This window comes from Ornithinimicrobium tianjinense (assembly GCF_014636495.1).
GTDB classification, from domain to species: domain Bacteria; phylum Actinomycetota; class Actinomycetes; order Actinomycetales; family Dermatophilaceae; genus Ornithinicoccus; species Ornithinicoccus tianjinensis.
This window is the reverse complement of the sequence record NZ_BMEM01000003.1, coordinates 275,725-297,513: the sequence shown is the minus strand read 5'-3', so window position 1 is coordinate 297,513 and position 21,789 is coordinate 275,725. Positions and strand designations below refer to the sequence as shown.

Sequence of the window (21,789 nt, the reverse complement as noted above, 5' to 3'; positions counted from 1 at the left end):
GCGTCAGGGCTGGACCAGGGCCTGGACCTCGTTGACCGGGATCATGGCCGGGGCGCCCTTGGTGAAGCTGTGGAACGGCTGCCAGCGGCCGTCGAGGAGGACGTCGACCTGCCACTTCACGTGGATCTCGGCGTCGTAGTAGTCGCCGTCGCGGCCGAGGCTGGACTCCTTGTAGGCGTACCAGCACGCCTCGCGCAGCGACCGGGGCGTGTCGCCCTCCTGCGCCTGGACGCCGGCGCCCGGGCAGGTGACCGCCGGCCCCGGGCGACCCTGGGGGTAGACGATCATCTGGGTGATCTTGCCCCGCATCGCCACCCCGGGGACGCTCATGTCGACCTGGATCTGGTCGTCGCCGTAGTTGTAGAACGCGACGTCCTGGTTGACCAGCGGCACCGGGTTCGGGGAGGCGAGCAGCACCGGCTCGGGCACGTTGCCGCGAGAGACGAAGCGGTCGACGAAGGCCTGCTGGTTGGGCGTCAGGAAGACGAGGTCCGGGTCGTCGTCGGCGAAGGGCCAGATGCCGATGCCGAAGTTGATGCCGCCCGGCTCGATCTCCAGGGTCTCGGGGTCGATCCCGCGCAGGCAGCGGTGCCAGTACCAGCTGGTGCCGTCGCCGTGCTGGAGGTTGGTGTCCTCCAGCTCCTGGTCGGTGAGCTTCTCGTCCCAGCAGCTGGGCAGCGGGTCGCCGGCCAGCACCTCGGTGATCGAGGGACCGTCGACGCCGTTGGCGGTGACGCAGATGCCGCCGAGGGAGTTCGGTGAGGCGATGAAGGAGCACGTGCCGTTGCCGGTGTGCATGCTCTTGATCTTCACCTGGCCCCCGTCGCCCCAGGTGATGCCCTCGCCGGGGCGCGACGGCGGGTCGCCCAGGCCGGCGCTGGCCGGTGCGGCCAGCGCGACGGTGAGGCCGAGGGCAGCGGCGATGCCGCCCAGGCGTCGCGCACGGCGGGTGCTGACGGTCATGGTTGTTCCCCTCCCAAGGGCAGTGATCCTCGCCAAGGTCACCATGCAGTGGCCTCCACGTCAACACTGGAGCAGTCGTAGGCGCCGGCCCAGATCTTCTGCACGAGCCAGGAACCCTCCTCGGAGGGGTCCGGGACGAGAGCGTACTCGACCGACGTGATCGTGCTCCCGGTGTAACCCTCGCCACCGGTGGCGAAACCCTCGGAGATGATGCACCCCTGGACCGACCCGGTGCCGTCCTCGAGCTCGGCGACGTCCACCACCGTCATCGGCAGGGGGCCGGGGTACTGCTTGCCGAACTCCTCGCTCAGCATCGCCATCAGGTCCTCGTAGCCCGCCGGGTCGAGCGTGGCCAGCCACGCGGCCCGCTGCGGGTCGTTCTCGCTCGCGGCCCGCGCGAACTCCGCGTTGAACTCGCGCACGGCGAGCACCCGGGGGTCGTCGGCGAAGGCCGTGGCACCGTCGGCGGGCGGCAGCTGCCCGGGCTCCTCGGTGAAGGTGGCCCAGGTGTCGGGCTCCCCGGCCGGTCCGGTGGTCGCGGCAGCGTCGTCCGCCGTCGTCTCGGCCTCGTCCTCGTCGTCGGTGTCCGACGGGGCGGCCGGGGCCGAGGTGGACAGCTGGACGGGCACCGCGGCCGCCGGGTCGGCGCCGGCCTCGTCGCCGCCGCAGGCGGACAGGGCGAGGGCCAGGGCCGGCAGCAGCGCGGCGTCAGGGCGTGGTCGGCGTGACTGGTGCAACGAGATCTCCTTCGACGGGCTCGGCCCGGCCCTCGCCGGCGGCCGTGAGCATGCGGACCCCGACCATCCCGAGCAGGGTGGCGGGGATGCGGGTCTGGACGCGGACGACGACGACCAGCGGGCGGGCCGGCCCCTCGGCGGCGGGCTCGATCGCGGTCACCCCGCACTGCGTGACGTAACCGCGCGCCAGCACGCCCGCGCAGTAGTCGCCGACGTTGGCGCGCGCCTCGGCGGGGTCCAGTTGCAGCGGCTGCTCGTTGCGGACCGCCTGAGCCCCCGCCCGGGCCGCCTCCTCGGCGAAGGCGACCGCCTGGCCGCGGGCGTTGAGCTGGCGGGAGGCGTCGATGACCAGCCCGGCGATCATCAGCAGGGCCAGGGCCATCACCGGGATGATCGGCAGGATCGAGCCGCGCTCGCCCGCACCGCCGAGCCGGCGCACCGAGGCGCGCAGGGCGCGCAGCGTCCTCACGGCGTCCCGCCGATGCCGCGGTGCAGGTCGATGACGCTGGAGAAGCTCGAGGTCGGGGACACGGCTCCGGGCGCCCCGGGCAGGCCGATGTCGGAGATCCGGTAGGTGCAGGTGGCGGTCACCGTGATCGTCTCGCCCGGCTCGAACCGGCCGTCGATGCGCAGCGCGGAGGAGCCGGCACACCCGGGGACGGGCGCGGTGTTCTCCCGCAGGACCGCGACCGCGTCCTGCCGCGCCTCGTCGAGGGAGCGGGCCTGGGTCGCCACCCGGGCGGCGTCGCGGGCGCCGGCCTCGAGGTGGCCGTTGGCCCACGCCACCCGGCCGTAGGTCCACGCCAGGGCGAGCAGCAGGAAGACGATGGGGGCGGCGAACGCGAACTCGAGCGCGACGCTGCCGCGCTCCGCGCGGGAGGGGGCTGAGGTATGCCGTGCGACGGCTGCTGCGGTCACGGCACCGCCGGTGGCTCGAGGAAGCGCTCGACCGTGCCGGAGGCGTCGGCCGAGGCGCGCAGGTGGAGGCCCGGCACCAGCGTGATGACGCGGCCGGTGACCGTCACGCTGACGCGGGCGCTGCCGTCGCCCTGCTCGACGTAGCTGCTCGTCGCGGTGGGCGCGACGAGGCCCGCGCCGCCGACGTTGGCGGCGAAGCGCTCGGTGCGCGCGTGGGCGTCGGCGCGCATCGCGGCATACTCCCCGGCGTCCTCGGCCACGCGCAGCAACGAGACCCCCTCGCGTGCGGCGTGCGTCGCGGCGGCCCGGCCGTAGAAGAAGAAGCCCGCCTGCAGGCTGAAGAAGATCAGCGCGAGCAGGGACGGAGCGACGATCGCCAGCTCCAGCGCGGCGGTGCCACGCTCGGAGTCACGGCGCAGGGCCCGCCGGAGGCGGGCGGGCGACATCAGCAGGTGCCGCCAGCCGCGACCCCGCCGCACTTGGTGACCTGGGCCGCACGGGTCGAGATGACGTTGTAGACCGCCGCGCCGATGAGCGCAGCCGCGACCACGACGACCGCCGCGATCAGGGCCCACTCGAGCGCGGAGGCGCCCCGGTCCTTCTTGGCGAGCAGCTCGCCCTGGACGCGGCGCACGTAGTTCTTGACCGGCTTCATCAGGTACTTCCCCTCGTGGTTGTCCGACGTCCCGCGATCAGGACGCCCCTCAAACTTCCGCGTCGATGGTGCCACACCTCGGCCCGGATCGGCTAACCGGCGGCGGCTCAGCTGCCCGGTCCCATCGCCTGCTCGCCCATCAGCGCCATCAGCGCCGGATAGGCCAGGTAGACCAGGAAGGCCACGACCAGCAGCATCTGGGCGACGAGCATCGACTGCGAGCGCTCCCCCTCGTCACCCTCGGCCTCGGACAGCTGCTTGCGGCGCATCGTGGTGGCGCGAGACGAGAGCGACTGGCGGATCTTGGCCCCGTCGTCGGCCGCGAGGATCAGGGTCCCGGCCAGGCTCTCGAGCTCCTCGAGGCCGATCTCCTTGCCCAGGCGGCCCAGCGCCTCCCACGGGGTGGTGCCGAAGAGCCGGGCGTTGGCCAAGGTCTGACGGATCCGCACCACGGACCAGTGGTCGCTCACCGAGGAGGCGGCCAGCAGGGCCTCCGGCAGGCCGCGGCCGCCGGCGAGGTTCATCGAGACGAGGTCGAGGAAGATGCCGACGGTGCGCCGGAACTCGCGCCGGCGCACCTCGGCCTCGGAGCGCAGCGACAGGTCAGGCAGGAAGAAGCCGAGCAGGCCGAGCAGGAGCGCGACGGCCAGAGGGACCGTGGGATCGATGTCCAGCCCGCCGATCCGCAGCGCGCCCCAGACGAGCGGGGCGGTGAGCATCAGGATCAGCCCACCCACGATCTTGGTCGCCAGCATCGCCCCGACGCTGCGGTTGAGGATCGCCAGGTCCGCGCGCTGACGGTGCAGCTCCCACCCGCGCTGGGCCGCCATCACCTCCATCCGGTCGGCCAGGGCGACCATCAGACCGCGGCCGCGCTCGCTCATGTCGGAGAACGAGCTGTCGTAGTCGGAGACCGTGCGGGTCTGCATGGAGCGGGACCCGGCGTCGATCCGCGCGACGAGCGAGGCCACACCGGGGCGCGGGCGCATCAGCACCCGCACGAAGAGGTAGAGGCCCAGCCCGGCGACCGCGCCGCTGAGCATCGGCCACAGCATGGCGCTCATCACGCACCCCCCGACCGGGCCGCCGCGCGGCCCTCGACCTCGCGACGGGTCTCCTCGAGCGCCTCGTCGAGGTCACGCTCCCGGGAGCGGCGGTCGACGACGAGGAAGCGGCTGAGCTTCTGCGGCTCGGCCAGCCGGCGCATCCACAGCAGACCACCGGCGAAGAGCAGGGCGACGACGATGAGCACCAGCTGCCCCGTCCAGGAGGTGTAGGGCTCGACGTAGACGTCGTTGAAGATCGCCAGGCCGCCCATGACGGCCAGCACGATGATGACGATGATCTTCACCGAGCGCCGGATCGAGCGGCGGCTCGCCGAGATCCGGCGCCGCATGTCCAGCTCGTCGCGCGTGGACTGGGCCAGCGCGCCCAGCACGTCGCGCAGGCCCGGCCCGCGCAGCCGGGCGTTGAGCACGAGCGCGGCGCAGATGACGTCGGCCGACGGGTCGTCGAGGTCCTCGGCGAAGTGGATGAGCGCCTCCGGCAGGGGCTCCCGGATGCGCAGCCGGTCGACCAGCAGGTTGAGCGAGGACCGGATCGCCGGGTTGGCGTTGACGGCGGTGGCCGGGATGGCCTGCTCGAGACCCACAGCACCGGCGATCGTGTCGCGCAGCGACTCCGTCCAGGTCGCGAGGCCGTCCAGCTTGGCGATGCCCTGGGTCTCCCCGCGGGCGTCGCCGGTGAGCTGGTCCCACAGGGCCGCGAGCAGACCGATGCCGACCGCGGCGACCACCCAGCGGGTGAGCAGCAGCGTGAGCAGGCCGGCCACGACGCCCACGACCACACGCGTGCTGACGCCGCGCAGCGTGAGGTTGCGGAAGCGGCTCGGCGTGGCGAGGTCGCGCTCGGGCAGACCGACGACGGCGAGGACCGCGACATACAGACCCAGACCGACGAGCGCGCCGGTGAGCATCGGGAGCAGGAGCGAGGTGAGCTGCGCCATACCTGCCCCTCAGTCCCAGCGGGAGAGCGCCGAGGGGGTGTAGCCGTGCGGCACCAGGTCCTCGATGCACTCGATCGGGGCCTTGGCGCGGGCGAAGCCGTCCGGCCCCGCCGCGAAGATCTCCGAGGAGAGGACCCTGCCGTCGATGCCGGTGACCTCGCGGATCGACTGCACGCCACGGGCCAGACCGCCCCCGGTGGCGTGGTCGTTCTTCTTGCGCATGAAGACGACGAAGTTGATCGCGCCGGCGATGAGCATGTGGGTCGCCTCGACCGGGAGGTTCTCCTCCGCCTGCAGCGCGTAGGTCGCGATGCGGTTGAAGACCTCCATCGAGGAGTTGGCGTGGATCGTCGACAGCGAGCCGTCGTTGCCCTGGCTCATCGCGTTGAGCATGGTGACGATCTCGTCGCCGAGCACCTCGCCGACGATGACGCGCGAGGGGTTCATGCGCAGGCTGCGGCGGACCAGCTCGGCCATCGTCACCTGGCCGACGCCCTCGGAGTTGGGCAGGCGCTCCTCGAAGGCCACGACGTTGGGGTGCTGGTCCTCGAACTTGTCCAGCCCCAGCTCCAGGGCACGCTCGACGGTGATGAGCCGCTCGTGCGGCGGGATCTCGGCCGCCATCGCGCGCAGCATCGTGGTCTTGCCGGAGTTGGTGGCCCCGGCGATCATGATGTTCTTGCGCGCCGCGACCGCCGCCCGGAGGAAGCGCATGACGTCCTCGGTGAAGGTGTTGGTCGCGAGCAGGTCCTCGAGGCTGACCTGGCCCAGGCGCGCGCGACGGATCGACAGGCTCGGTCGCTGGCACACGCCCATCACCGCCGAGAGACGCGAACCGTCGGGCAGGCGCAGGTCCAGCTGCGGGTTGGCCGAGTCGAACGGGCGCGAGGTCAGACCGACGTTGGCGGCGAGGATCTGGATGAGCTCGATGAGCTCCTCGTCGCTGTCCGCGACCGGCGGGGCCAGCTCCTCACGGCCGTCGGCGTAGCCGACGAACACGCGGTCGCAGCCGTTGATGTCGATGTTCTCGACGTCGCGGTCCTCCAGGAGCGGCTGGAGGCGGCCGACACCGAAGAGCGCGGCGTGGATGGCCGAGGCCACCCGCTCCTCCTCCTCGGCGGTCGGCGGCACGAGGCCCTCGCTGATCTGCAGGGTCGCGTGGTCCTCGAGCACCTGGACGATGAGCGAGCGGGCGAAGTGCCGCTCGTCCTCGCTGGTCATCGGCGTGCGGCCGGCGACCTCGTCGCGACGGCGCTGCTGGTTGAGGCGGTCGGCGACCTGCGCGCGCAGGGTGCGGACGAGGTTGTTGGTGGCGGCCAGCTCGGCGGGGGTGCCGGCGGGCAGGACGCTGGGCGCGGGCAGGCTCACCGGCGCCACCTCCTCTTCTTCGGCGCGTCGGGGATCGGCGGGCGGGCCGCGCGCCGGGACGGCGGCACGGTCTCGAGGTCCGACGCGGGCTCGGGCAGGTCGCTCACCGGCGCTCCGGCGGGCGGGGAGAGGTCGGGCCCGACCGCCGCGAGCAGCCGCTCCACGAGGGTGCGGCCGGAGCGGACGAGCATGGTGCGCTCCGGGCGGGACACCGGGTCGCCGTGGAACATCCGCTCGGACCGGGCGTCGAGGGCCACCTGACCCAGGTCGAGCACGTCCGGCACCTCCGCCCGGATCGTGGCGACGGCCGAGCTGGCCTCGCCCTGGCGCTGGACGTCCTCGACGCACACCACGCCCAGTCGCGGGGCGTCGGCCCCGAGAGCGCGGAAGGTGTCGTGCAGCGAGGCGATGCGCTGGCGCATGTGCATCACGCTCGCGGGGTTGGCCCGCACCACACCGACCGCGAGGTCGCCGCGCTGCACCAGGCCCAGCTGGCCGGAGCGGAGCGAGAGCGCGCCCGCGTCCACGATCACGTCATACCCGGGCAGCTCGCGGAAGGCACGCGCGAGGGTCGGCCACAGGGCCCCCGCGGCGTCGGACTGCTCGGGGGTCTCCAGGCCGACGAGCAGGCGCTGTCCGCCGTGGAGGACCTGGCTGTGGTCGAGGACCACGCCCGGGGCGAGCCCGTGGCGGGCCAGCGGCAGCAGGGTGAGCAGCCCGGGGTGCTGGGTCAGGGCGGTGCCGACCTCGTTGGGCAGCCGCATCTGGAGGTCGCCGCCGGTGCCGTCGGCGTCGACGAGGAGCGTCTGGCGCGGCCAGAGGGCGGCGGTCAGCATCGCGGTGCTCGTGACCCCCGGCGCGCCCTTGGCGCTGAAGAAGCTGATCAGAGCCACGACGACCTCACTGGGTGCGCCAGTCGACCACCGGCGCGGTGTCGGCCGGCAGGACCGAGAGCGCGGCGGTGCCGGTCGAGCTCGCGGCGATCACCGCGGCCGCGTCGGCGTCGGGCACGAGCAGGGTCACGTGGACCATGTCGGTGGTGGTGCTGGCCTCTCCGACGTGGACGACCTTGGCCGCCTCGACCAGCTCCTCGGTCGCGCCCCCGCCGCCGATCGCGGCCTGGTCGGGCACCTGGAAGACCCGCACGATGTCGTTGACCCTGAAGCCCTCGGAGGGTCGGCCGGCCGACGGCACGACGACACCGACCTGGGTGGCGCCCTCCGGTGCCATCGCGCTCGCCGTGAACATCTGCGGCGCCAGGACGGTGTTGGCGGGGATGTGCGTCAGCGCCGACGCGCCCACGAAGTTGTCGAGGGCGGTGGCGCCGATGAGCTGGGTGTCGGCGTCGTCCCAGGCCATCTCCACGACCCGGAAGTCCTCGGCGGTCAGGACCTGGCCCTGCTCCAGCGGCCGGGCCGCCATGAGGACCTCGGTCCGCTCGCTGGAGCGGAAGACGATCAGCGCGCTGCCCAGGGCGCCCAGCAGGACGAGCAGGAGCGCGAGGACCGCCAGCGCTGGCCGCTTGTCGCGGGCGCGGGACGGCAGGCGGGTGGGCGCGGCGGAGCGCGTGGCTGATGAGCTCATCGTGGCGTGTGTCTCCCCCTCCGGGACAGCCCGGAGTCACCGATCAAAGATTCAGGGCGGACCTCACAGTACCCGCTGACCCGGTGGACGCCGAAACAGCACAGGCGTCGCCCGGGTTCGGCTGGCAGGATGACGGCATGAACCAGATCCCCAGCATCGCCGTGACCGACCTGCCCGATGACGCGCTGGTCGTCGACTGCCGTGAGCCCGACGAGTGGGCCGCGGGGCACGCCGAGGGCGCGCTGCACCTTCCCCTGGGGGACATCCCGGCGCGCGTGGACGAGCTGCCGAGCACCGACCGGTCGCTCCCGATCATCTGCCGCAGCGGCGGCCGCTCCGGGCGGGCCGTGCAGTGGCTGGTGCAGCAGGGCTTCGACGTCGTGAACGTCGAGGGCGGCATGAAGGCGTGGGAGGCCGCCGGCAAGCCGATGACGAGCGAGGACGGCCAGGCACCGCGCGTCCTCTGATCGTTGCATCAGGTGGCGATCACGATGTCTCGCGCTTTCTAGGGATAACGGAAGAATGACGGATAGAGGTGCATCGCGGTTGATCGGGGTCCCCCTCGGGACCCGGGTCGTGCTGCGTCATCTGCTCCCGGGCGGCGAGCAGGCCACCGACTCCCTCGGGGAGCTCGCCGCGACGGACTCCACCTCGGTCACCGTCCGCACCCGTCGCGGGCCGGTCACCGTCGACCTCGCGGACGTGCTGCTGGCCAAGGTGGTCCCGCCGACCCCGCCCCGGGCCTGGCGGGTCGCGGCCTTCCTGCGTCGCGCCCACGTGGCCGTCCTGAGTCTCGACTGCGCGCTGACCGAGCCCTCCGTGCGGCTCGTCGGCGAGCTGATCGGCGAGGGCCTGGCCGTCGTCCTCCTCGACGACTCCGACCGGGCGTCCGAGCTGCTGCGCGACCACGGCCTCGAGCGCTGGGCGCCGCTCGTCCTCGCGGCCCCCGCGCTCGGCGCCCTGACGCCGAGCCCGGAGGGGTATGCCGCCGCGCACCAGGAGATCGAACGTCGCCTCGGGCGCCGGGTCGGCACCGCCGAGGTGCACCTGACGGACGCCCGGCTCGAGATCGTCGACGCGGCCCGGGTCTTCGGGTGGCAGGCCAGGGTCTTCACTCCCCCGTCCTGAGCCGGGGGGGGTCGGTCCCTACCTGAGCAGGCGGCTCATCCGGCGGTCGGCCAGCAGCTTGCCGCCGGTCTGGCAGGTCGGGCAGTACTGCAGCGAGGAGTCGGCGAAGGAGACCTCACGCACCGTGTCGCCGCAGACGGGGCAGGCCTCGCCGGTGCGGCCGTGGACGTTCATGCCGGCCCGCTTGGCGTCCTTGAGCTCGGCGGCCGGCTTGCCCTCGGCGGCCAGGACGGCCGCGGTCAGCGTCGTCCGCAGGGCCTCGTAGAGCCGCTGCACCTCCTCCTCCGACAGCGACCCCGCCAGCGCGAACGGCGACAGCCGGGCCGCGTGCAGCACCTCGTCGGAGTAGGCGTTGCCCACCCCGGCGAGGACCGACTGGTCGCGCAGCAGGCCCTTGACCTGGGTGCGCCGCCCCTCGAGGATCGCGGCCAGATCCGCGAGCGCGAAGTCCTCGGCCATCGGGTCCGGCCCCAGGGTGGCGATGCCCTTGACGTCCGCGGGGTCGCGCACGACATACGCCGCGAGCCCCTTCTTGGTGCCCGCCTCGGTCAGGTCGAAGCCCGAGCCGTCGTCGAGCCGCACCCGCAGGGCGATCGGCGACTTGCCGGGACGGACGCGCGTGCCCGGCACCTCGTCATACCAGCGCAGCCAGCCCGCCCGGGCGAGGTGGAAGACCAGGTGCGTGCCGTCGACGTCGACGTCCACGAACTTGCCGTGCCGGCGCACCCCGTCGACCGGGCCGCCCACGAGCGCGTCCGGCGGCGGGTCGAAGGTCTTCAGCACCGCGATGGAGCCGAGCTCGACGTCGGTGACGACGCGGCCGAGCATCCGGTCGGCCAGGAAGTCGACGAGCGCCTGGACCTCGGGCAGCTCAGGCATGGTCCTCACCCCGGGAGCCGACGAGGAGCTGGTGCAGCCCGAAACCGTTCGGCGCCTTGAGCATCGGCACGGGCACCCGCTTGCCCAGCAGCTCGTCGGTGGCGAGCGGCAGACCGCTGGAGAGGACCTGCTCGGCCGGCGTCAGCTCGCGGATGCAGATCGCCTCGACCGACTCGGGGTGCTCCTCGGCGAACTCGCCGTAGATCACCGGGTCGTGCTGGCCGTCGTCGCCGACCAGGACCCAGCGCACCTTCGGGAACATGTCCACGAGGCGGCGCAGCTCGCGCTCCTTGTGCTCCTGGCCCGAGCGGAACCACCCGGTGTTGGTCGGCCCCCAGTCGGTGAGCAGCATCGGGCCGAGAGGGTACTCGTGCCTGCGCAGGAAGCGGGTGAGCGAGGGCGCGACGTTCCAGGCGCCCGTGGAGAGGTAGAACACCGGCATGCGCGGCTCGGCGGCGAGCAGCGAGCGGTACATCGCCGCCATGCCGGGCACCTCCTCGCGCACGACCTCGGAGCGCAGGAAGGTGTTCCAGCCGGCGATGAGGATGCGGGGCAGGTGGGTGACCATGACCGTGTCGTCGATGTCGCTGACCAGCCCGACCTGCACGTCCGGGTCGACGATGAGCACCGACTCGGTGAGCGAGTCGCCGTTGGGCAGCTCCAGCGTCGCCTCGCCCCAGCCGGGGGTCAGCCCGTGACCGTGCAGCTCCACGTCGAGGTAGCCGCCGCGGTCGGTGGTCGTCTCGGCGACCGCGTGCCCGACCCGCACCTGCACCTGCACGCCGACGGCCGGGGCGGTGAGGAAGACCTGGAAGCCGCGCTGGGCGATGTCGAGCAGGGAGTCGTGCGCGTGCGTCAGGGCGGTGCGCCGCTCCTCGGGCTCCACCCGCGAGAGCGTGACCCGGCCGAAGACGCGGGCGCGCTCCGTCGTGCCGTAGCCGGTGTAGCCGTGGAGGCGCTCGTGCCAGCCCCGTCGCCGCAGCCGCGCGCCGACCCGGCGGCGCACGGTGTCCTCGAGCTGCGCCGCGATGTGGGGACGAGCCATGGGGGTCACCCTAGCGAGAGCTGCGGACAAGGGCAGGGTATGGCGTGCGTCGCTCGGTGGTCGGTCGGCCGGGGGTCAGCCCGCTGCCGCCGCCAGGTCACGCGCCCGGACGGCCGCGCGCTCGGCACGCTCCTGGGCCTCACGCTGCCGCTTCGCCTTCTCCTTCGCCTCGCGCTCGGCCTTCTTCTCCGCGGCCTCCTGCTTCGCCTTCTTCTCGGCGGCGGCCTTGGCCACGGCGCCGGGGGAACCGTCCAGGCGCCCGGCCTTGAGGGCGGCCTGCTCCACGGCGACCCAGGTCGGACCGTCGACGGTGCCGGTCGGCTCCAGCTCGGCCGCCTCCTGGACCGCTTTGACGGCCTTCTCGGTCCGCGGGCCGAAGCTGCCGTCGGCGTCGACGCCCAGCAGACGCTGGAGCAGCGTGACGGCGCCGCCGGCGTAGGGGCTGTCGGCCCGACCCTCGGTGATCGCCCGCTGCTGCAGGACGCCGGCCTCGTCGGCGACCTGGTCGAGGCTGCCGATGGAGAGCTCGACGTCGCGCACGGCGATCGTCGGGTAGACCGACCGCTCGAGGAACACCCAGGTCAGCGGCGTGACGACGGCCGGGCCGTCGCCGCGGCGCACGGCCTGCACCTGCAGCTCGGGGATCGTCTTCTCCCACGCGCGCAGCGCCTTGGCCGTCTTGGGGCCAAAGGAGCCGTCCGGCTCGGCGCCGAGCGCGACCTGCATGAGCTCCACGGCCTCGCCGGTGTCACCCTGGGTCAGCGTGGTGCGGCGCAGGGCGGTGAACTCCGTGGTCTGCCACGGCTCGGGGAAGACCGCGAGCGCGCTGGGGGGCAGCTCGCCCACCTCCCAGCCCTCGGCGGCGGCATACGTCAACGCGTCGGCGACCCCGGTCTCGGGGATCTTGTGCTCCTCCTGCCAGGCCATCAGGGCCCGACGGGTGGCGTCGTCGAGCACGCCGGTCGGCTCCAGGCCGAGCATCGTCTGCAGCATCCCGACGCCGCCCCCGGACTCACCCGGCCGGACCCGGCTGAGACCGGTGTCGGGGCTGGCGACGAGGACGCTGGCGTCGCAGGCGGTCAGGCGCGGGAACTGGTGGATCGCGGCATACGCGAAGGGGGTGACGTCGCACGGGCCGAGGTCGGGCTCGGTCACGGCGACCCCGGTCCACCACGAGGTGCGCATGAGCGCGCCGTCCCAGCTGAACGAGAAGTGGATGTGGTCGGTGTGCGGATTGCCGGTGTAGAACTGCCAGCCGCGCCCGTCGACGTAGTAGATGAGGCCGTTCCAGATGACGTACTCGAGACCGAACCGCTTGGCCATCTCACCGTCGTCGGCGGTGAGCCAGGCCAGCACCGAGTCGGCGATCATCCGGTCCTCGGTGTCCCACGCCGCGAGCGGCCAGTCGAGGGCGCGCCCGTCGTGGTGGAAGGAGGCGTAGTCGATGCAGGGGCGGGCGCCGAACCAGGTCGGGCGGTCGTAGTGGTCGGAGATCAGCAGGGCGAACGCCGTGACGCCGGGGCGGTCCACGGGGTCGCAGGAGATCTGCTGCGCGAAGGGCGCCTTCTCGTCCACCTCGAGCGGGAGCTGGTCGTTGACGGGCGGGTCGGGGACGACCGCGGGGTCGGCGGGGACGGGGAGGAAGGCGGCCGTGCCGGTGCCGGCCCCGTTGGAGGCGATGCCCGTGAGCGGGACCGTGGAGGCCGGTGGGGCGACCTGGGTCGACCGCTGCCCCTGGCCCTCGTCGGTCGTGCCGGGCTCGTCCGCCTGCGCGGCGCCCCCGCTGAGCACGACCGCGCCGCTGACCACCACGGTCATCGCGAGCGGTGTCGTGACGACGCGGTGCGCCCCGCGGGTGCGGCGGTGCCTTCCCCTCTGCATGCTTCCCTCATCCGTCCTGCCGGCCCAACGTCACGCGGCCCGCGCTGAGCGAGCCGCTCGTCAACCGTATGCCGTGGAGCACCCCCCTGACCAGACCTCGCGAGGACAAATCTGCAACGCGAGGTGAACGATCGGCGACGCGAGGTCACACTTGTCACACCGGTCCCTCAGGCATCGTCCGGACCGGCACGCGGACGGGCCGCCTCCCCGTGGGGGAGACGGCCCGTCGTGCGTGCAGCGGGTCGGTCAGAGACCGGTCACGCGGTCCGCGGGGGGCGAGACCGGGGAGTGGGCGCGCAGGTAGTTGACCAGGTTCGCGAGGTCCTCGGGACCGCCGACCACCGCGGTGGCGTTGGTGAACGCGGTGAACGCGTCACCGCCCTCGGCCAGGAAGCTCAGCGTCGACACCTTGTAGGTCGCGGCCGGGTCGATCGCCACGCCGTTGAGCATCATCGAGCCGGGGACGACCGAGTTGGTCGTCGCGTCCCAGCTGTAGGTGAAGCCCTCGGAGACACCCAGCGCCAGCATCTTGCGCGAGCGGGTCTCGTTGTACTGCTGGTTGAGGATCGCCTCGATGTCGGCGCCGGTCAGGTCCAGCGTGACGAGGAGGTTGCCGAAGGGGGCCACGGCATACGCCTCGGAGTAGGTGATCTCACCGGGCTGCTCGCCCGCGGTGATCTCGTCGTAGTAGAACGAGTCGCGGACGCCGCCGACGTTCATGAACGAGATCTGCGCGCCGGCATCCTGCGTGCCCCACAGGATGGAGTCCGCAACCAGGTCGGCCATCGGGGTCTCGATCCCGCGGTTGCCGGAGGAGTCTCCGGTGATGTCCGCGGTGACCGAGCCGACCACCTGCCCAGCGACGATGTCGGCCTGCGCCACCCAGTAGTCGACGATGCCGGCGACCTCGGCGTTCACGGCCGCCGTCGCGTCCGCCATGACGACGTGGTTGGTCGCGCTCGAGGCATCGCGCACCACGTCGCCCGTGCGCCGGTCGATCGTGAGGTTGAGCTCGGTGAGGACGCGGCCCCAGTCGCCGGCCGAGGTCACCAGACGGTTGACGCCGTCGGGGTCGGGCAGCTGGCACACGTAGGCGTTGTGCGTGTGGCCGGTCATCAGGACGTCGACCTCGGCGCTGACGCCAGCGTTGATGTCCAGGATCGGGCCGCTGAGGGTGTCGCAGCCGACGTTGACGTCAGTCGGGTCGATCGGATTGGGGTAGAGACCCTCGTCGTAGCCGCCCTCGTGCATGGCGACGGTGATGACCTCGACGCCCTGGCCGACCAGCTCCTCGGCGTAGCGGTTGATCGTCTCGGCCTCGTCGAGGAACTGGAGGTCGGCGATGCCGCTCGGCGAGACGAGGATCGGGGTGTCGCTGGTGACGATGCCGATGACGCCGACCTTGACGCCGCGGACGTTGTGCACCTCGTAGGGCGGCAGCGCGGCCTCACCGGAGTCCTTGTAGACCACGTTGGCGCCGAGGTAGGAGAAGTCGGTCCCGGCGTAGGGCTGGTCGCCGAACTGGCCGAGCTCGGGGTGGTTGCCGCCCTCGATGATGCGTTGCAGCTCGGCGAAGCCCTCGTCGAACTCGTGGTTGCCCACCGAGGAGCTGTCCAGGCCGAGGGCGTTCATGACCTCGATCGTGGGCTCGTCCTGGAAGAGGCCGGACTCGAAGGTGGACCCGCCGATGATGTCGCCCGAGGCGAGCGTCACGGAGTTGGCCGTGCGCAGCTGGTCCACGAGACCGGCCAGGTAGGCGGCGCCGCCGAAGCCGTTGGACGGCTCGAGGTGACCGTGGAAGTCGCTGGTGTGCAGGATCTGCAGGTCCAGGGTCGGGCCCTGGGCCTTGCCCTTGCCCTTGGCGAGCCCCTGCCCCTGCGCAGTGGTGCCGTCGTGGGTCGTGAGGGTCTTCGGCGCGGCGACGGCTGCCGTTGCGACCAGCGAGGTCGCGGTGGCGGCCACGAGCGCGAGACCGAGGGTGCGCTTCATGGGTGACTACTCCTTCGTAACTGCCGGCTCGTCACTGCCAGAGCAGCGAGATCACGGGGGACAGATCGCACGCTACCGCGAAGTACGCACGCGCGGGGCCCGGGACGGCGTCCGCACACCGGAGGTTCACCGACAGTTCGCCTGGCCGGCGTGCGGACGGCCCGATCCGGTCCGGTCAGCCCTTCTCGGCTCCGACGTTCGCGCCCTGGGTGAAGTAGCGCTGGAAGATGATGAACACCAGTGCGGTGGGGATGGTCATCAGCAGGCCGGCCATCATCGTGATCGGGAACTGCCGCCCCGCACCCAGGCCGCCGCTCGTCAGCCCGGCCACGCCGCGGGTCAGGGTGTAGAGGTCCTGGTCGTTGGTGGCGATGATGAAATGGCCGAGCTCGTTCCACGACCCCTGGAAGGACAGGATCGTGATGGTGATCAGCGCCGGCCTGGCCATCGGCAGCACGACCGACCAGAACGTCCGGAACGGACCGGCCCCGTCGATGCGCGCGGCCTCCTCGATTGAGGGCGGGATCTGCTCGAAGAACTGCTTCATGATGAAGACGCCGGCGGCGTCGACCATGAGCGGCACGAAGAGCGCCGGGTAGGAGTTGTAGATGCCCAGGTAGTTGATCACCAGGAACTTGGGGATCAGCAGGACGATCGCCGGCACCGACATGACGGCCAGCAGCGCGGTGAACACGGCGTCGCGGCCGAAGAACTTCAGGCGAGCCAGGGCATACCCCGCCATCGAGCAGAACAGCACGCGGGAGACGGTGACGATCAGCGTCACCACCACCGAGTTGAGGAACCAGCGCGGGAACTGGGTCTCGCGCAGCCTCTCCCAGGCCGCCGTGCTGAACGGGTCGGGGACGAGCGAGAGCGGGTTGCCGACCGCGTCCCCGTCGGTCTTGAAGGCCGTGACCAGCTGGATGATGAAGGGGTAGATGTAGATGATCGCGAAGATGATCAACGCCCCGTAGATGAGGATCTTCTTCACCGGGGTGTCGCGTTCGCCCACGGCCTTCGCAGAGGCTTCGGTATGCCGCGCCTGCGCCGGCGGGCGGGTGGTGGCCGTGACCGGCGTCGTGTCGCTCATGACTGGGCCTCCTCGACCGTGGTGCGGGCGATCGCGGCCTCGCCGGCGGTGGTGGTGGTGCGGCCCTGCCGACGTTGCCGTCGTTGTTGCCGCTCGGCCCGGCGCCTCGCGACCTCGTCCTTGTCGCGGAGCAGCCAGCGCTGCAGCTGGGTGAGGGCGAAGATGAGCAGGAACAGCAGGAAGGCCATCGCGGCGCCCCGCGGGAAGTTGAGCTGGTTGAAGGCCGTGGAGTAGCTCAGGTAGGCGGGCGTGAGCGTGGTCTTCGCCGGCGCGCCGGAGGTCATGACGTAGACCTGGTCGAAGACCTGCCAGGTGCCGATGATGCCCAGCGTGATCACGAGCAGGATCGTCGGCCGCAGGTGCGGGATCGTCACGTTCATGAACCGCTGCCACTTGTTGGCGCCGTCCACCATGGCCGCCTCGTCGACCTCGGCCGGCAGGTCCTGGAGCGCCGCGAGGAACATCAGCATGAAGGTCCCGGCCGTCGTCCAGACGACCTGAAGCATGATGGCGCTCATCGCCACCGACGGCCCGGAGAACCACTCCCAGAGCGAGAGGTTCATCACCCGGGTGTCGGTCAGGAAGGCGGGCGGGGACCCCATGTTCCACAGGCCGATCCCGTCGCCGATCAGGTGCAGCACCCCGCGCGCGTCGGCGAACCAGTTCGGGCCGCTGATGCCGAGGAGACCCAGGAACCGGTTGACCGCACCGGTGCCGGTGAACAGGAAGAGGAACACCAGGGAGATCGCGACCGAGCTCACCACGGACGGGAAGTAGAAGGCGGTGCGGAAGAAGGTCCGGCCCTTGAGGAACTTCTGGTTGACGATGACGGCGAGCAGCAGGGCGAGCACGGTCTGCACCGGGACGACGCCGAGCACGTAGTAGAAGGTGTTTCGCAGCGAGATCATGAAGTCCTGCCGCGCCAGGCCCTCCGTCGCCAGCATGTCCCGGTAGTGCTTGAGGCCAACGAAGTCGACGTTGCCGCTGAACGGGCTGCCGCGCCCGGTCCAGTCGGAGACGGAGACCCACAGCGCCATCACGATGGGACCGACCAGGAACAGCCCCAGGATGACGATCATCGGGGCGATGAACAGCCAGCCCGCAGCCGGCTGGCGCTGTGGGTCTCCGGATCTCACTGGCCCAGCACCGACATCGCGTTGGTGTCGAAGGACTCGAGCGCCGCCTTGAGGTCGGCCTCGGCGAAGTTCTCCAGCTTGGAGTTGAGGTCGTCGACGACCGGCTTGATCGCCGGTGCGTTGACCGGTCCGTGCCCGTACTCACCGCCGGCGATGAAGGCCGCGTCCTCGGGGAAGGCGTTCTTGTAGTCCTCCGCGGCGGACTGGCGGGACGGCATGACACCGAAGGCCTCGGCGAAGGCCATCTGCTGCTCGGGGGTCGTGAGGTGGTTGACCAGCTCGACCGCCTGTGCCTGGTTCGGCGAGTCGGCGGCGATGCCCCAGCACACGGTGAACAGCAGCGTGCCCGGACCGGCCGGGCCTTCCGGCATCTCGACGGCCTTGTACTCCAGGTCCGGGTAGTCGTTGGCGACCGCACCCTTGATCCAGTTGCCCTCGACGGTCATCGCGCCCTTCTCGGTGCCGAACGCCTCGCCGCCCCAGCCGGTGTCCACCTGGCTGGAGAGCTTGGCCGAGCCCTCCTTCATGAGGTCCTGGACGTACTGCAGCCCGGCCAGCACCTCCGGGGTGTCGGCGGTCGGCTCGGTGCCGTCCTCGTTGAGCCACCAGCCGCCGTTGCCGACGACGAAGGCGCCGGCGCGGTCGATGCCCGGACCGAGCACCAGGCCGGGGCGGTCGCCGTCGGTGAGGGTGGCCGCGACCTCGGCCAGCTCGTCGTAGGTCGTGGGCACGTCGTCGTCGGTGAGGCCGGCCTCCTCCCACATCGCCGTGTTGATGATGAGCGCCAGGGTGGAGAAGTCCTTCGGCGCGCACCACTGCTTGCCGTCGTAGGTGAAGGAGTTGCGGAGGGACTCGTAGAAGTCGTCGTTGTTCTCGGCCTCGTAGGCGTAGAGGTTGCCCGCCTTGGCGTTGTCCGCGAGCGACTGCGCGTCGAGGTAGAAGATGTCGGCGGGGCTGCCGCCTGCGAAGCCCTGGGCGAGCTCCTGGTTGAGGTCGGAGGCCACGGTCACCTCGACGGTGTTGCCCGTCTCGTCCGCCCACGCCTGGGCAGCCTCCTTCACCGCGTTGGTCTCGGCGTCACCCGAGGAGCCGATGAGCATCCGCAGGGCTGCGGGGCCCTCGGCGGAGGCGGGCGGCTGGCTCGCGCCGCCACCGTCGCCGCCGGTCTCCTCCTCGAAGCCGCTGCCGCCGCACGCCGTGAGGGCGAGCGTTCCGGCTGCGGCGATCGCGAGCATCCTCGTGCTGTTCTTCATGGTGTGCCTTTCTTTGGGCGTCGGCGGTCACCGACGGGTGAGCGAGGGGATCTGGGGGTATGCCGTGCTGGTGCCGGTCCGGTCCGTGGTCGCGGAGGCGGCGAGAGCGGGGCGCAGAAGATGCCCGGCCTGGGGCGACGGGCGTCCGGCCAGCTGGTCGCGGACGATGCCGAGCAGGCTGTCCGCGATGTCCCGAAAGGGCTGCACCACCGTCGTGAGCCCGTGCCGACGGGCCAGGAGCGACCCGTCGAAACCGACCACCCCCAGGTCGGTGCCGACGACCAGACCACGGTGCGCGGCGGCATACAGGACCCCGAGCGCGAGCAGGTCCGAGGCGCAGGCCACGGCGTCCCCCGGACCCAACTCGTCCAGGAGCGCGTCCGCGGCGCGGACCGCGGCGCCCAGCTCCTGGTCGGACGTGCCGCTCGGGCCGCCGACCCCCAGGCTCGCCGTGGCGTCCACCCACCCCGCATGCCGGTCCTCGGCCACCGCGGGGTCCTCCAGGTGCAGCGGCCAGCCGAGGTAGGCCACGGTCTCGAAGCCGCGCTCCACGAGGTGTTCCACGGCGAGGGTCAGGCCCGCGTGGCCGTCGACGTCGGCCCAGCAGGTGAGCTCCGGATGGCTGTAGGGGCGGCCGAAGCTCGCGAACGGGATCTCGTGCTCCAGCAGCCAGCCCGGCCGGGGGTCACCGCTGTGGGTGTCGGCGAAGACGAAGGCGTCCACCAGGTGGCGACGCACCATGTCGCGGTAGGCCTCGACCATGGGGAAGACCTCGTCGTCGGCGAAGGGCACGAGGTGGACGCCGTAGGAGGGCGCCCGCACGGTCAGCTGGCCGACGAGCAGCGCCCCGACGTCCCCGCCCCCGGAGGACACGTTGAGCTCGATCCCGACGGCACCGGCCCGCTGGTGCCGCAGCCCACGGGCCGCCGTGCTGGGTCGGTAGCCCACCCGCTCGATCTCGGCCAGCACGCGCGTCCGGGTGTCGGGACGGACCCGGTCAGGGGCGTTGATGACGTTGGAGACGGTCTGCGGCGAGACTCGGGCAGCCTGGGCGACGTCGCGGATCGTCGCCCTGGGTCGTGCGCTCGTGCTTCGCATTCCTCGTCTCCGTTGACCAGAACCGGCAGGTGGTGTTCGCTTGGCCCATGGGCCGAAATTGGAACGTTCAAATCGCCTACGACTCGTAGATTGGCCCCACCCTCCGACCTTGTCAAGACCAGTCGACGACAGGAGCACGCTGATGGACCTGCAACCGTGGCTCCACGAGCTCGAGATCGCGGTGGACGGACCCTCGACCGCGTTGAGCAGCCACGACGGCTCGATGGGCGCGCCGGGCACCGGCTGGTTCGTCGACGACCGGCGGGTGCTCTCCCTGCTCGAGGTGCGGCTCGACGACATCCCGGCCGTGGCCGTGGCCAGCGCCACGAGCGGCCCCCGGTCCCTGTTCTGGGGGTCGGCCCGGCACCTCGGTGACCCCACGCCCGACCCCACGGTCGAGGTCCACCGGGAGCGGGTGCTCGTGGGGCACCGCCTGACCGAGACCCTCACGATCCGCTCCCGGGCCGCGCGGGCGCTGACCACGACGCTCACGGTGCGGCTCGGCGGCGACGGAGCCGACCTGTCCACCGTCAAGGTCGGGCGCGATGACGGCGGCGCCGCCCTGCTGGACCCGGACCCGGGGGCGCTGAGCTGGGCGGACGCCCGGCACCGCACGACGGTGCGGTGCGACCCCGCCCCGGACCTCGAGGGGCGCGACAGAGCTGGCGCGGGGCCGGGGCTGGTGCTCTCGTGGCCGTTGACGGTCGAGCCCGGCGCGAGCGCCACCGTCACTCTCGCCCTCACCGCTGAGCGAACGAGCGTGAGCGCGTTCGACGCCGACGCGGGCTCCTCGCTGCTCGACCTGGAGCAGTTCGCGACCGGCGGTGACGACACCTGGCGTCGGATGCTGCGCAGCAACCTCGTGGACCTGCAGCACCTTCTGCTCCGCGACCCCGAGGCGCCGGACGACCTCTTCGCGGCGGCCGGCTCGCCGTGGTACCTGACCCTGTTCGGTCGCGACTCGATCTGGGCGGCCCGGTTCCTGCTGCCCTACACCACCCGCCTGGCCCAGGGGACGCTGCGCGCGCTCGCCCGGCGCCAGGCCTCGGAGGACGACCCCGCCCTAGCGGCCGAGCGCGGCAAGATCCTGCACGAGGTGCGCCGCACGGCCTACGCCGGCGGGACGCTGGATCTCCCGCCGCTCTACTACGGGACGGTGGACGCCACGCCGCTGTGGGTCGTCCTGCTGCACGACAGCTGGAGGTGGGGGCTCCCGGAGGCCGAGGTCCGCGAGCTGCTCCCGGCGATGCACGCGGCGCTGGGCTGGATGGAGCGGATGTGCGGGCAGGCCGATGACGGCTTCCTGCGCTACGTCGACATGACGGGCACCGGGCTGTCCAACCAGGGCTGGAAGGACTCGGGCGACTCCATGCGACGGGCCGACGGCTCGATCGCCCCCGCACCGATCGCGCTGCTGGAGGCGCAGGCGTATGCCGTCGAGGCCGCGTCCGGCGCGGCCGACCTGCTCGACGCCCTGGGCGAGAGCGGTGGCGAGCACTGGCGCACGTGGGCCGACGCGCTCCGCACGCGGGTCCGCGCCCGGTTCTGGGTGGGCGAGGGCCCGGACGCCTACCTGGCGATGGCGCTGGACGCGGACGGGCACCCCGTGGACGGCGTGGGCTCCAACATGGGCCACGCGCTGGGGAGCGGGCTCCTCTCGGAGGAGGAGACCGGCCGCGTCGTGGAGCGGCTGATGCGTCCTGACATGCTGCGCGAGTTCGGCATCGCCACGCTCTCCGCGAACAACCCGGCCTACAACCCGGCCGGCTACCACACCGGCTCGGTCTGGGTCCACGACACCGCCATCATCGTCCACGGGCTCGCGCGCACCGCCCACCGCGAGGAGGCGCTGACGGTGGGCGCGGCTCTCGTGCGCCTCTCGGCCACGGTCGGCCACCGGTTCCCCGAGCTCATCGCGGGGGACGCCATCGGCTCAAGGCCTGTGCCCTACCCGGCGTCGTGCCGGCCGCAGGCGTGGTCGGCGGCGTCCGCGGCCGTGCTCACGGCCGTGCGGGACGAGCTCGCGCCACCTGCGCAGGAGGGCTCTCACGCCTAGCGTG

General features: G+C 72.1%; 22 protein-coding genes. 3 read left to right on the top strand and 19 right to left on the bottom strand.

Annotated elements, in window-relative coordinates; genetic code table 11:
• Window positions 1-3 precede the first annotated feature (3 nt).
• From IEV65_RS11190 to IEV65_RS11140, 11 genes are all read right to left on the bottom strand, one after another.
• On the bottom strand, window positions 4-963 hold the full coding sequence (locus IEV65_RS11190) for a hypothetical protein (protein WP_188430804.1): 960 nt from the start codon (window positions 961-963) through the stop codon (window positions 4-6).
• Between the two features lie 38 nt (window positions 964-1,001).
• A complete protein-coding gene (locus IEV65_RS11185) occupies window positions 1,002-1,700 on the bottom strand; it encodes a hypothetical protein (RefSeq protein ID WP_188430802.1) in 699 nt (232 codons plus the stop codon).
• Window positions 1,672-2,169 carry a pilus assembly protein TadG-related protein gene (locus tag IEV65_RS11180; protein ID WP_188430800.1) on the bottom strand — a complete coding sequence of 166 codons (498 nt, stop codon included), beginning with the start codon at window positions 2,167-2,169 and terminating at the stop codon, window positions 1,672-1,674. Before IEV65_RS11180 ends, IEV65_RS11185 begins: the two co-directional genes overlap by 29 nt.
• Window positions 2,166-2,618 (bottom strand): TadE/TadG family type IV pilus assembly protein, encoded by a 453-nt coding sequence (locus tag IEV65_RS11175; RefSeq protein WP_188430798.1) that lies wholly within the window; start codon window positions 2,616-2,618, stop codon window positions 2,166-2,168. The genes IEV65_RS11180 and IEV65_RS11175 overlap by 4 nt, the downstream gene beginning before the upstream one ends.
• Entirely contained in the window at window positions 2,615-3,064 is a 450-nt protein-coding gene (locus IEV65_RS11170; RefSeq protein WP_188430796.1) for a TadE/TadG family type IV pilus assembly protein, read from the bottom strand. The genes IEV65_RS11175 and IEV65_RS11170 overlap by 4 nt, the downstream gene beginning before the upstream one ends.
• Window positions 3,064-3,273, bottom strand: a complete 210-nt coding sequence (locus IEV65_RS11165) for a hypothetical protein (RefSeq protein ID WP_188430794.1) — start codon at window positions 3,271-3,273, stop codon at window positions 3,064-3,066. The genes IEV65_RS11170 and IEV65_RS11165 overlap by 1 nt, the downstream gene beginning before the upstream one ends.
• A gap of 107 nt (window positions 3,274-3,380) precedes the next feature.
• Window positions 3,381-4,337 carry a type II secretion system F family protein gene (locus tag IEV65_RS11160; RefSeq protein ID WP_229735191.1) on the bottom strand — a complete coding sequence of 319 codons (957 nt, stop codon included), beginning with the start codon at window positions 4,335-4,337 and terminating at the stop codon, window positions 3,381-3,383.
• Window positions 4,337-5,278 (bottom strand): type II secretion system F family protein, encoded by a 942-nt coding sequence (locus tag IEV65_RS11155; protein WP_188430792.1) that lies wholly within the window; start codon window positions 5,276-5,278, stop codon window positions 4,337-4,339. The genes IEV65_RS11160 and IEV65_RS11155 overlap by 1 nt, the downstream gene beginning before the upstream one ends.
• A 9-nt stretch (window positions 5,279-5,287) precedes the next feature.
• Window positions 5,288-6,646 (bottom strand): TadA family conjugal transfer-associated ATPase, encoded by a 1,359-nt coding sequence (locus tag IEV65_RS11150; protein WP_229735189.1) that lies wholly within the window; start codon window positions 6,644-6,646, stop codon window positions 5,288-5,290.
• Complete coding sequence (locus IEV65_RS11145; RefSeq protein ID WP_188430790.1) at window positions 6,643-7,539, bottom strand: CpaE/TadZ family protein; 897 nt, start codon at window positions 7,537-7,539, stop codon at window positions 6,643-6,645. The genes IEV65_RS11150 and IEV65_RS11145 overlap by 4 nt, the downstream gene beginning before the upstream one ends.
• Before the next feature lie 7 nt (window positions 7,540-7,546).
• Window positions 7,547-8,230, bottom strand: coding sequence for an SAF domain-containing protein (locus IEV65_RS11140; protein WP_188430788.1), 684 nt, complete (start codon window positions 8,228-8,230; stop codon window positions 7,547-7,549).
• A 137-nt stretch (window positions 8,231-8,367) separates the two neighbouring features.
• Between IEV65_RS11140 and IEV65_RS11135 the strand changes: the two genes are divergently transcribed.
• Together IEV65_RS11135 and IEV65_RS15700 are read left to right on the top strand one after the other, a co-directional pair.
• Window positions 8,368-8,697: a rhodanese-like domain-containing protein gene (locus IEV65_RS11135; RefSeq protein WP_188430786.1), complete on the top strand. Its 330-nt coding sequence runs from the start codon at window positions 8,368-8,370 to the stop codon at window positions 8,695-8,697.
• Between the two features lie 79 nt (window positions 8,698-8,776).
• On the top strand, window positions 8,777-9,358 hold the full coding sequence (locus tag IEV65_RS15700) for a putative acetyltransferase (protein WP_229735188.1): 582 nt from the start codon (window positions 8,777-8,779) through the stop codon (window positions 9,356-9,358).
• Window positions 9,359-9,376: 18 nt separating this feature from the next.
• Here IEV65_RS15700 and IEV65_RS11125 read toward each other — a convergent pair whose 3' ends face one another.
• From IEV65_RS11125 to IEV65_RS11090, 8 genes are all read right to left on the bottom strand, one after another.
• Window positions 9,377-10,237, bottom strand: a complete 861-nt coding sequence (locus IEV65_RS11125; RefSeq protein WP_188430784.1) for an Fpg/Nei family DNA glycosylase — start codon at window positions 10,235-10,237, stop codon at window positions 9,377-9,379.
• On the bottom strand, window positions 10,230-11,282 hold the full coding sequence (locus IEV65_RS11120; protein WP_188430782.1) for an App1 family protein phosphatidate phosphatase: 1,053 nt from the start codon (window positions 11,280-11,282) through the stop codon (window positions 10,230-10,232). The genes IEV65_RS11125 and IEV65_RS11120 overlap by 8 nt, the downstream gene beginning before the upstream one ends.
• A gap of 75 nt (window positions 11,283-11,357) precedes the next feature.
• Entirely contained in the window at window positions 11,358-13,163 is a 1,806-nt protein-coding gene (locus tag IEV65_RS11115) for a peptidoglycan-binding domain-containing protein (RefSeq protein ID WP_188430779.1), read from the bottom strand.
• A gap of 246 nt (window positions 13,164-13,409) precedes the next feature.
• The gene (locus IEV65_RS11110) at window positions 13,410-15,152 is read right to left on the bottom strand and encodes a bifunctional metallophosphatase/5'-nucleotidase (protein WP_188430777.1); all 1,743 of its coding nucleotides are present in this window, start codon (window positions 15,150-15,152) and stop codon (window positions 13,410-13,412) included.
• A gap of 175 nt (window positions 15,153-15,327) precedes the next feature.
• Window positions 15,328-16,242 carry a carbohydrate ABC transporter permease gene (locus tag IEV65_RS11105; RefSeq protein ID WP_188430776.1) on the bottom strand — a complete coding sequence of 305 codons (915 nt, stop codon included), beginning with the start codon at window positions 16,240-16,242 and terminating at the stop codon, window positions 15,328-15,330.
• Complete coding sequence (locus IEV65_RS11100; RefSeq protein WP_229735187.1) at window positions 16,239-17,378, bottom strand: carbohydrate ABC transporter permease; 1,140 nt, start codon at window positions 17,376-17,378, stop codon at window positions 16,239-16,241. Before IEV65_RS11100 ends, IEV65_RS11105 begins: the two co-directional genes overlap by 4 nt.
• Window positions 17,375-18,631 carry an extracellular solute-binding protein gene (locus IEV65_RS11095; RefSeq protein WP_188430774.1) on the bottom strand — a complete coding sequence of 419 codons (1,257 nt, stop codon included), beginning with the start codon at window positions 18,629-18,631 and terminating at the stop codon, window positions 17,375-17,377. Before IEV65_RS11095 ends, IEV65_RS11100 begins: the two co-directional genes overlap by 4 nt.
• A gap of 27 nt (window positions 18,632-18,658) precedes the next feature.
• Window positions 18,659-19,729 carry a LacI family DNA-binding transcriptional regulator gene (locus tag IEV65_RS11090; RefSeq protein WP_188430772.1) on the bottom strand — a complete coding sequence of 357 codons (1,071 nt, stop codon included), beginning with the start codon at window positions 19,727-19,729 and terminating at the stop codon, window positions 18,659-18,661.
• Between the two features lie 142 nt (window positions 19,730-19,871).
• On the opposite strand from IEV65_RS11090, the gene IEV65_RS11085 reads away from it, so the two are divergent.
• Window positions 19,872-21,785: an amylo-alpha-1,6-glucosidase gene (locus tag IEV65_RS11085; RefSeq protein ID WP_188430770.1), complete on the top strand. Its 1,914-nt coding sequence runs from the start codon at window positions 19,872-19,874 to the stop codon at window positions 21,783-21,785.
• The last annotated feature ends 4 nt before the right edge of the window (window positions 21,786-21,789 follow it).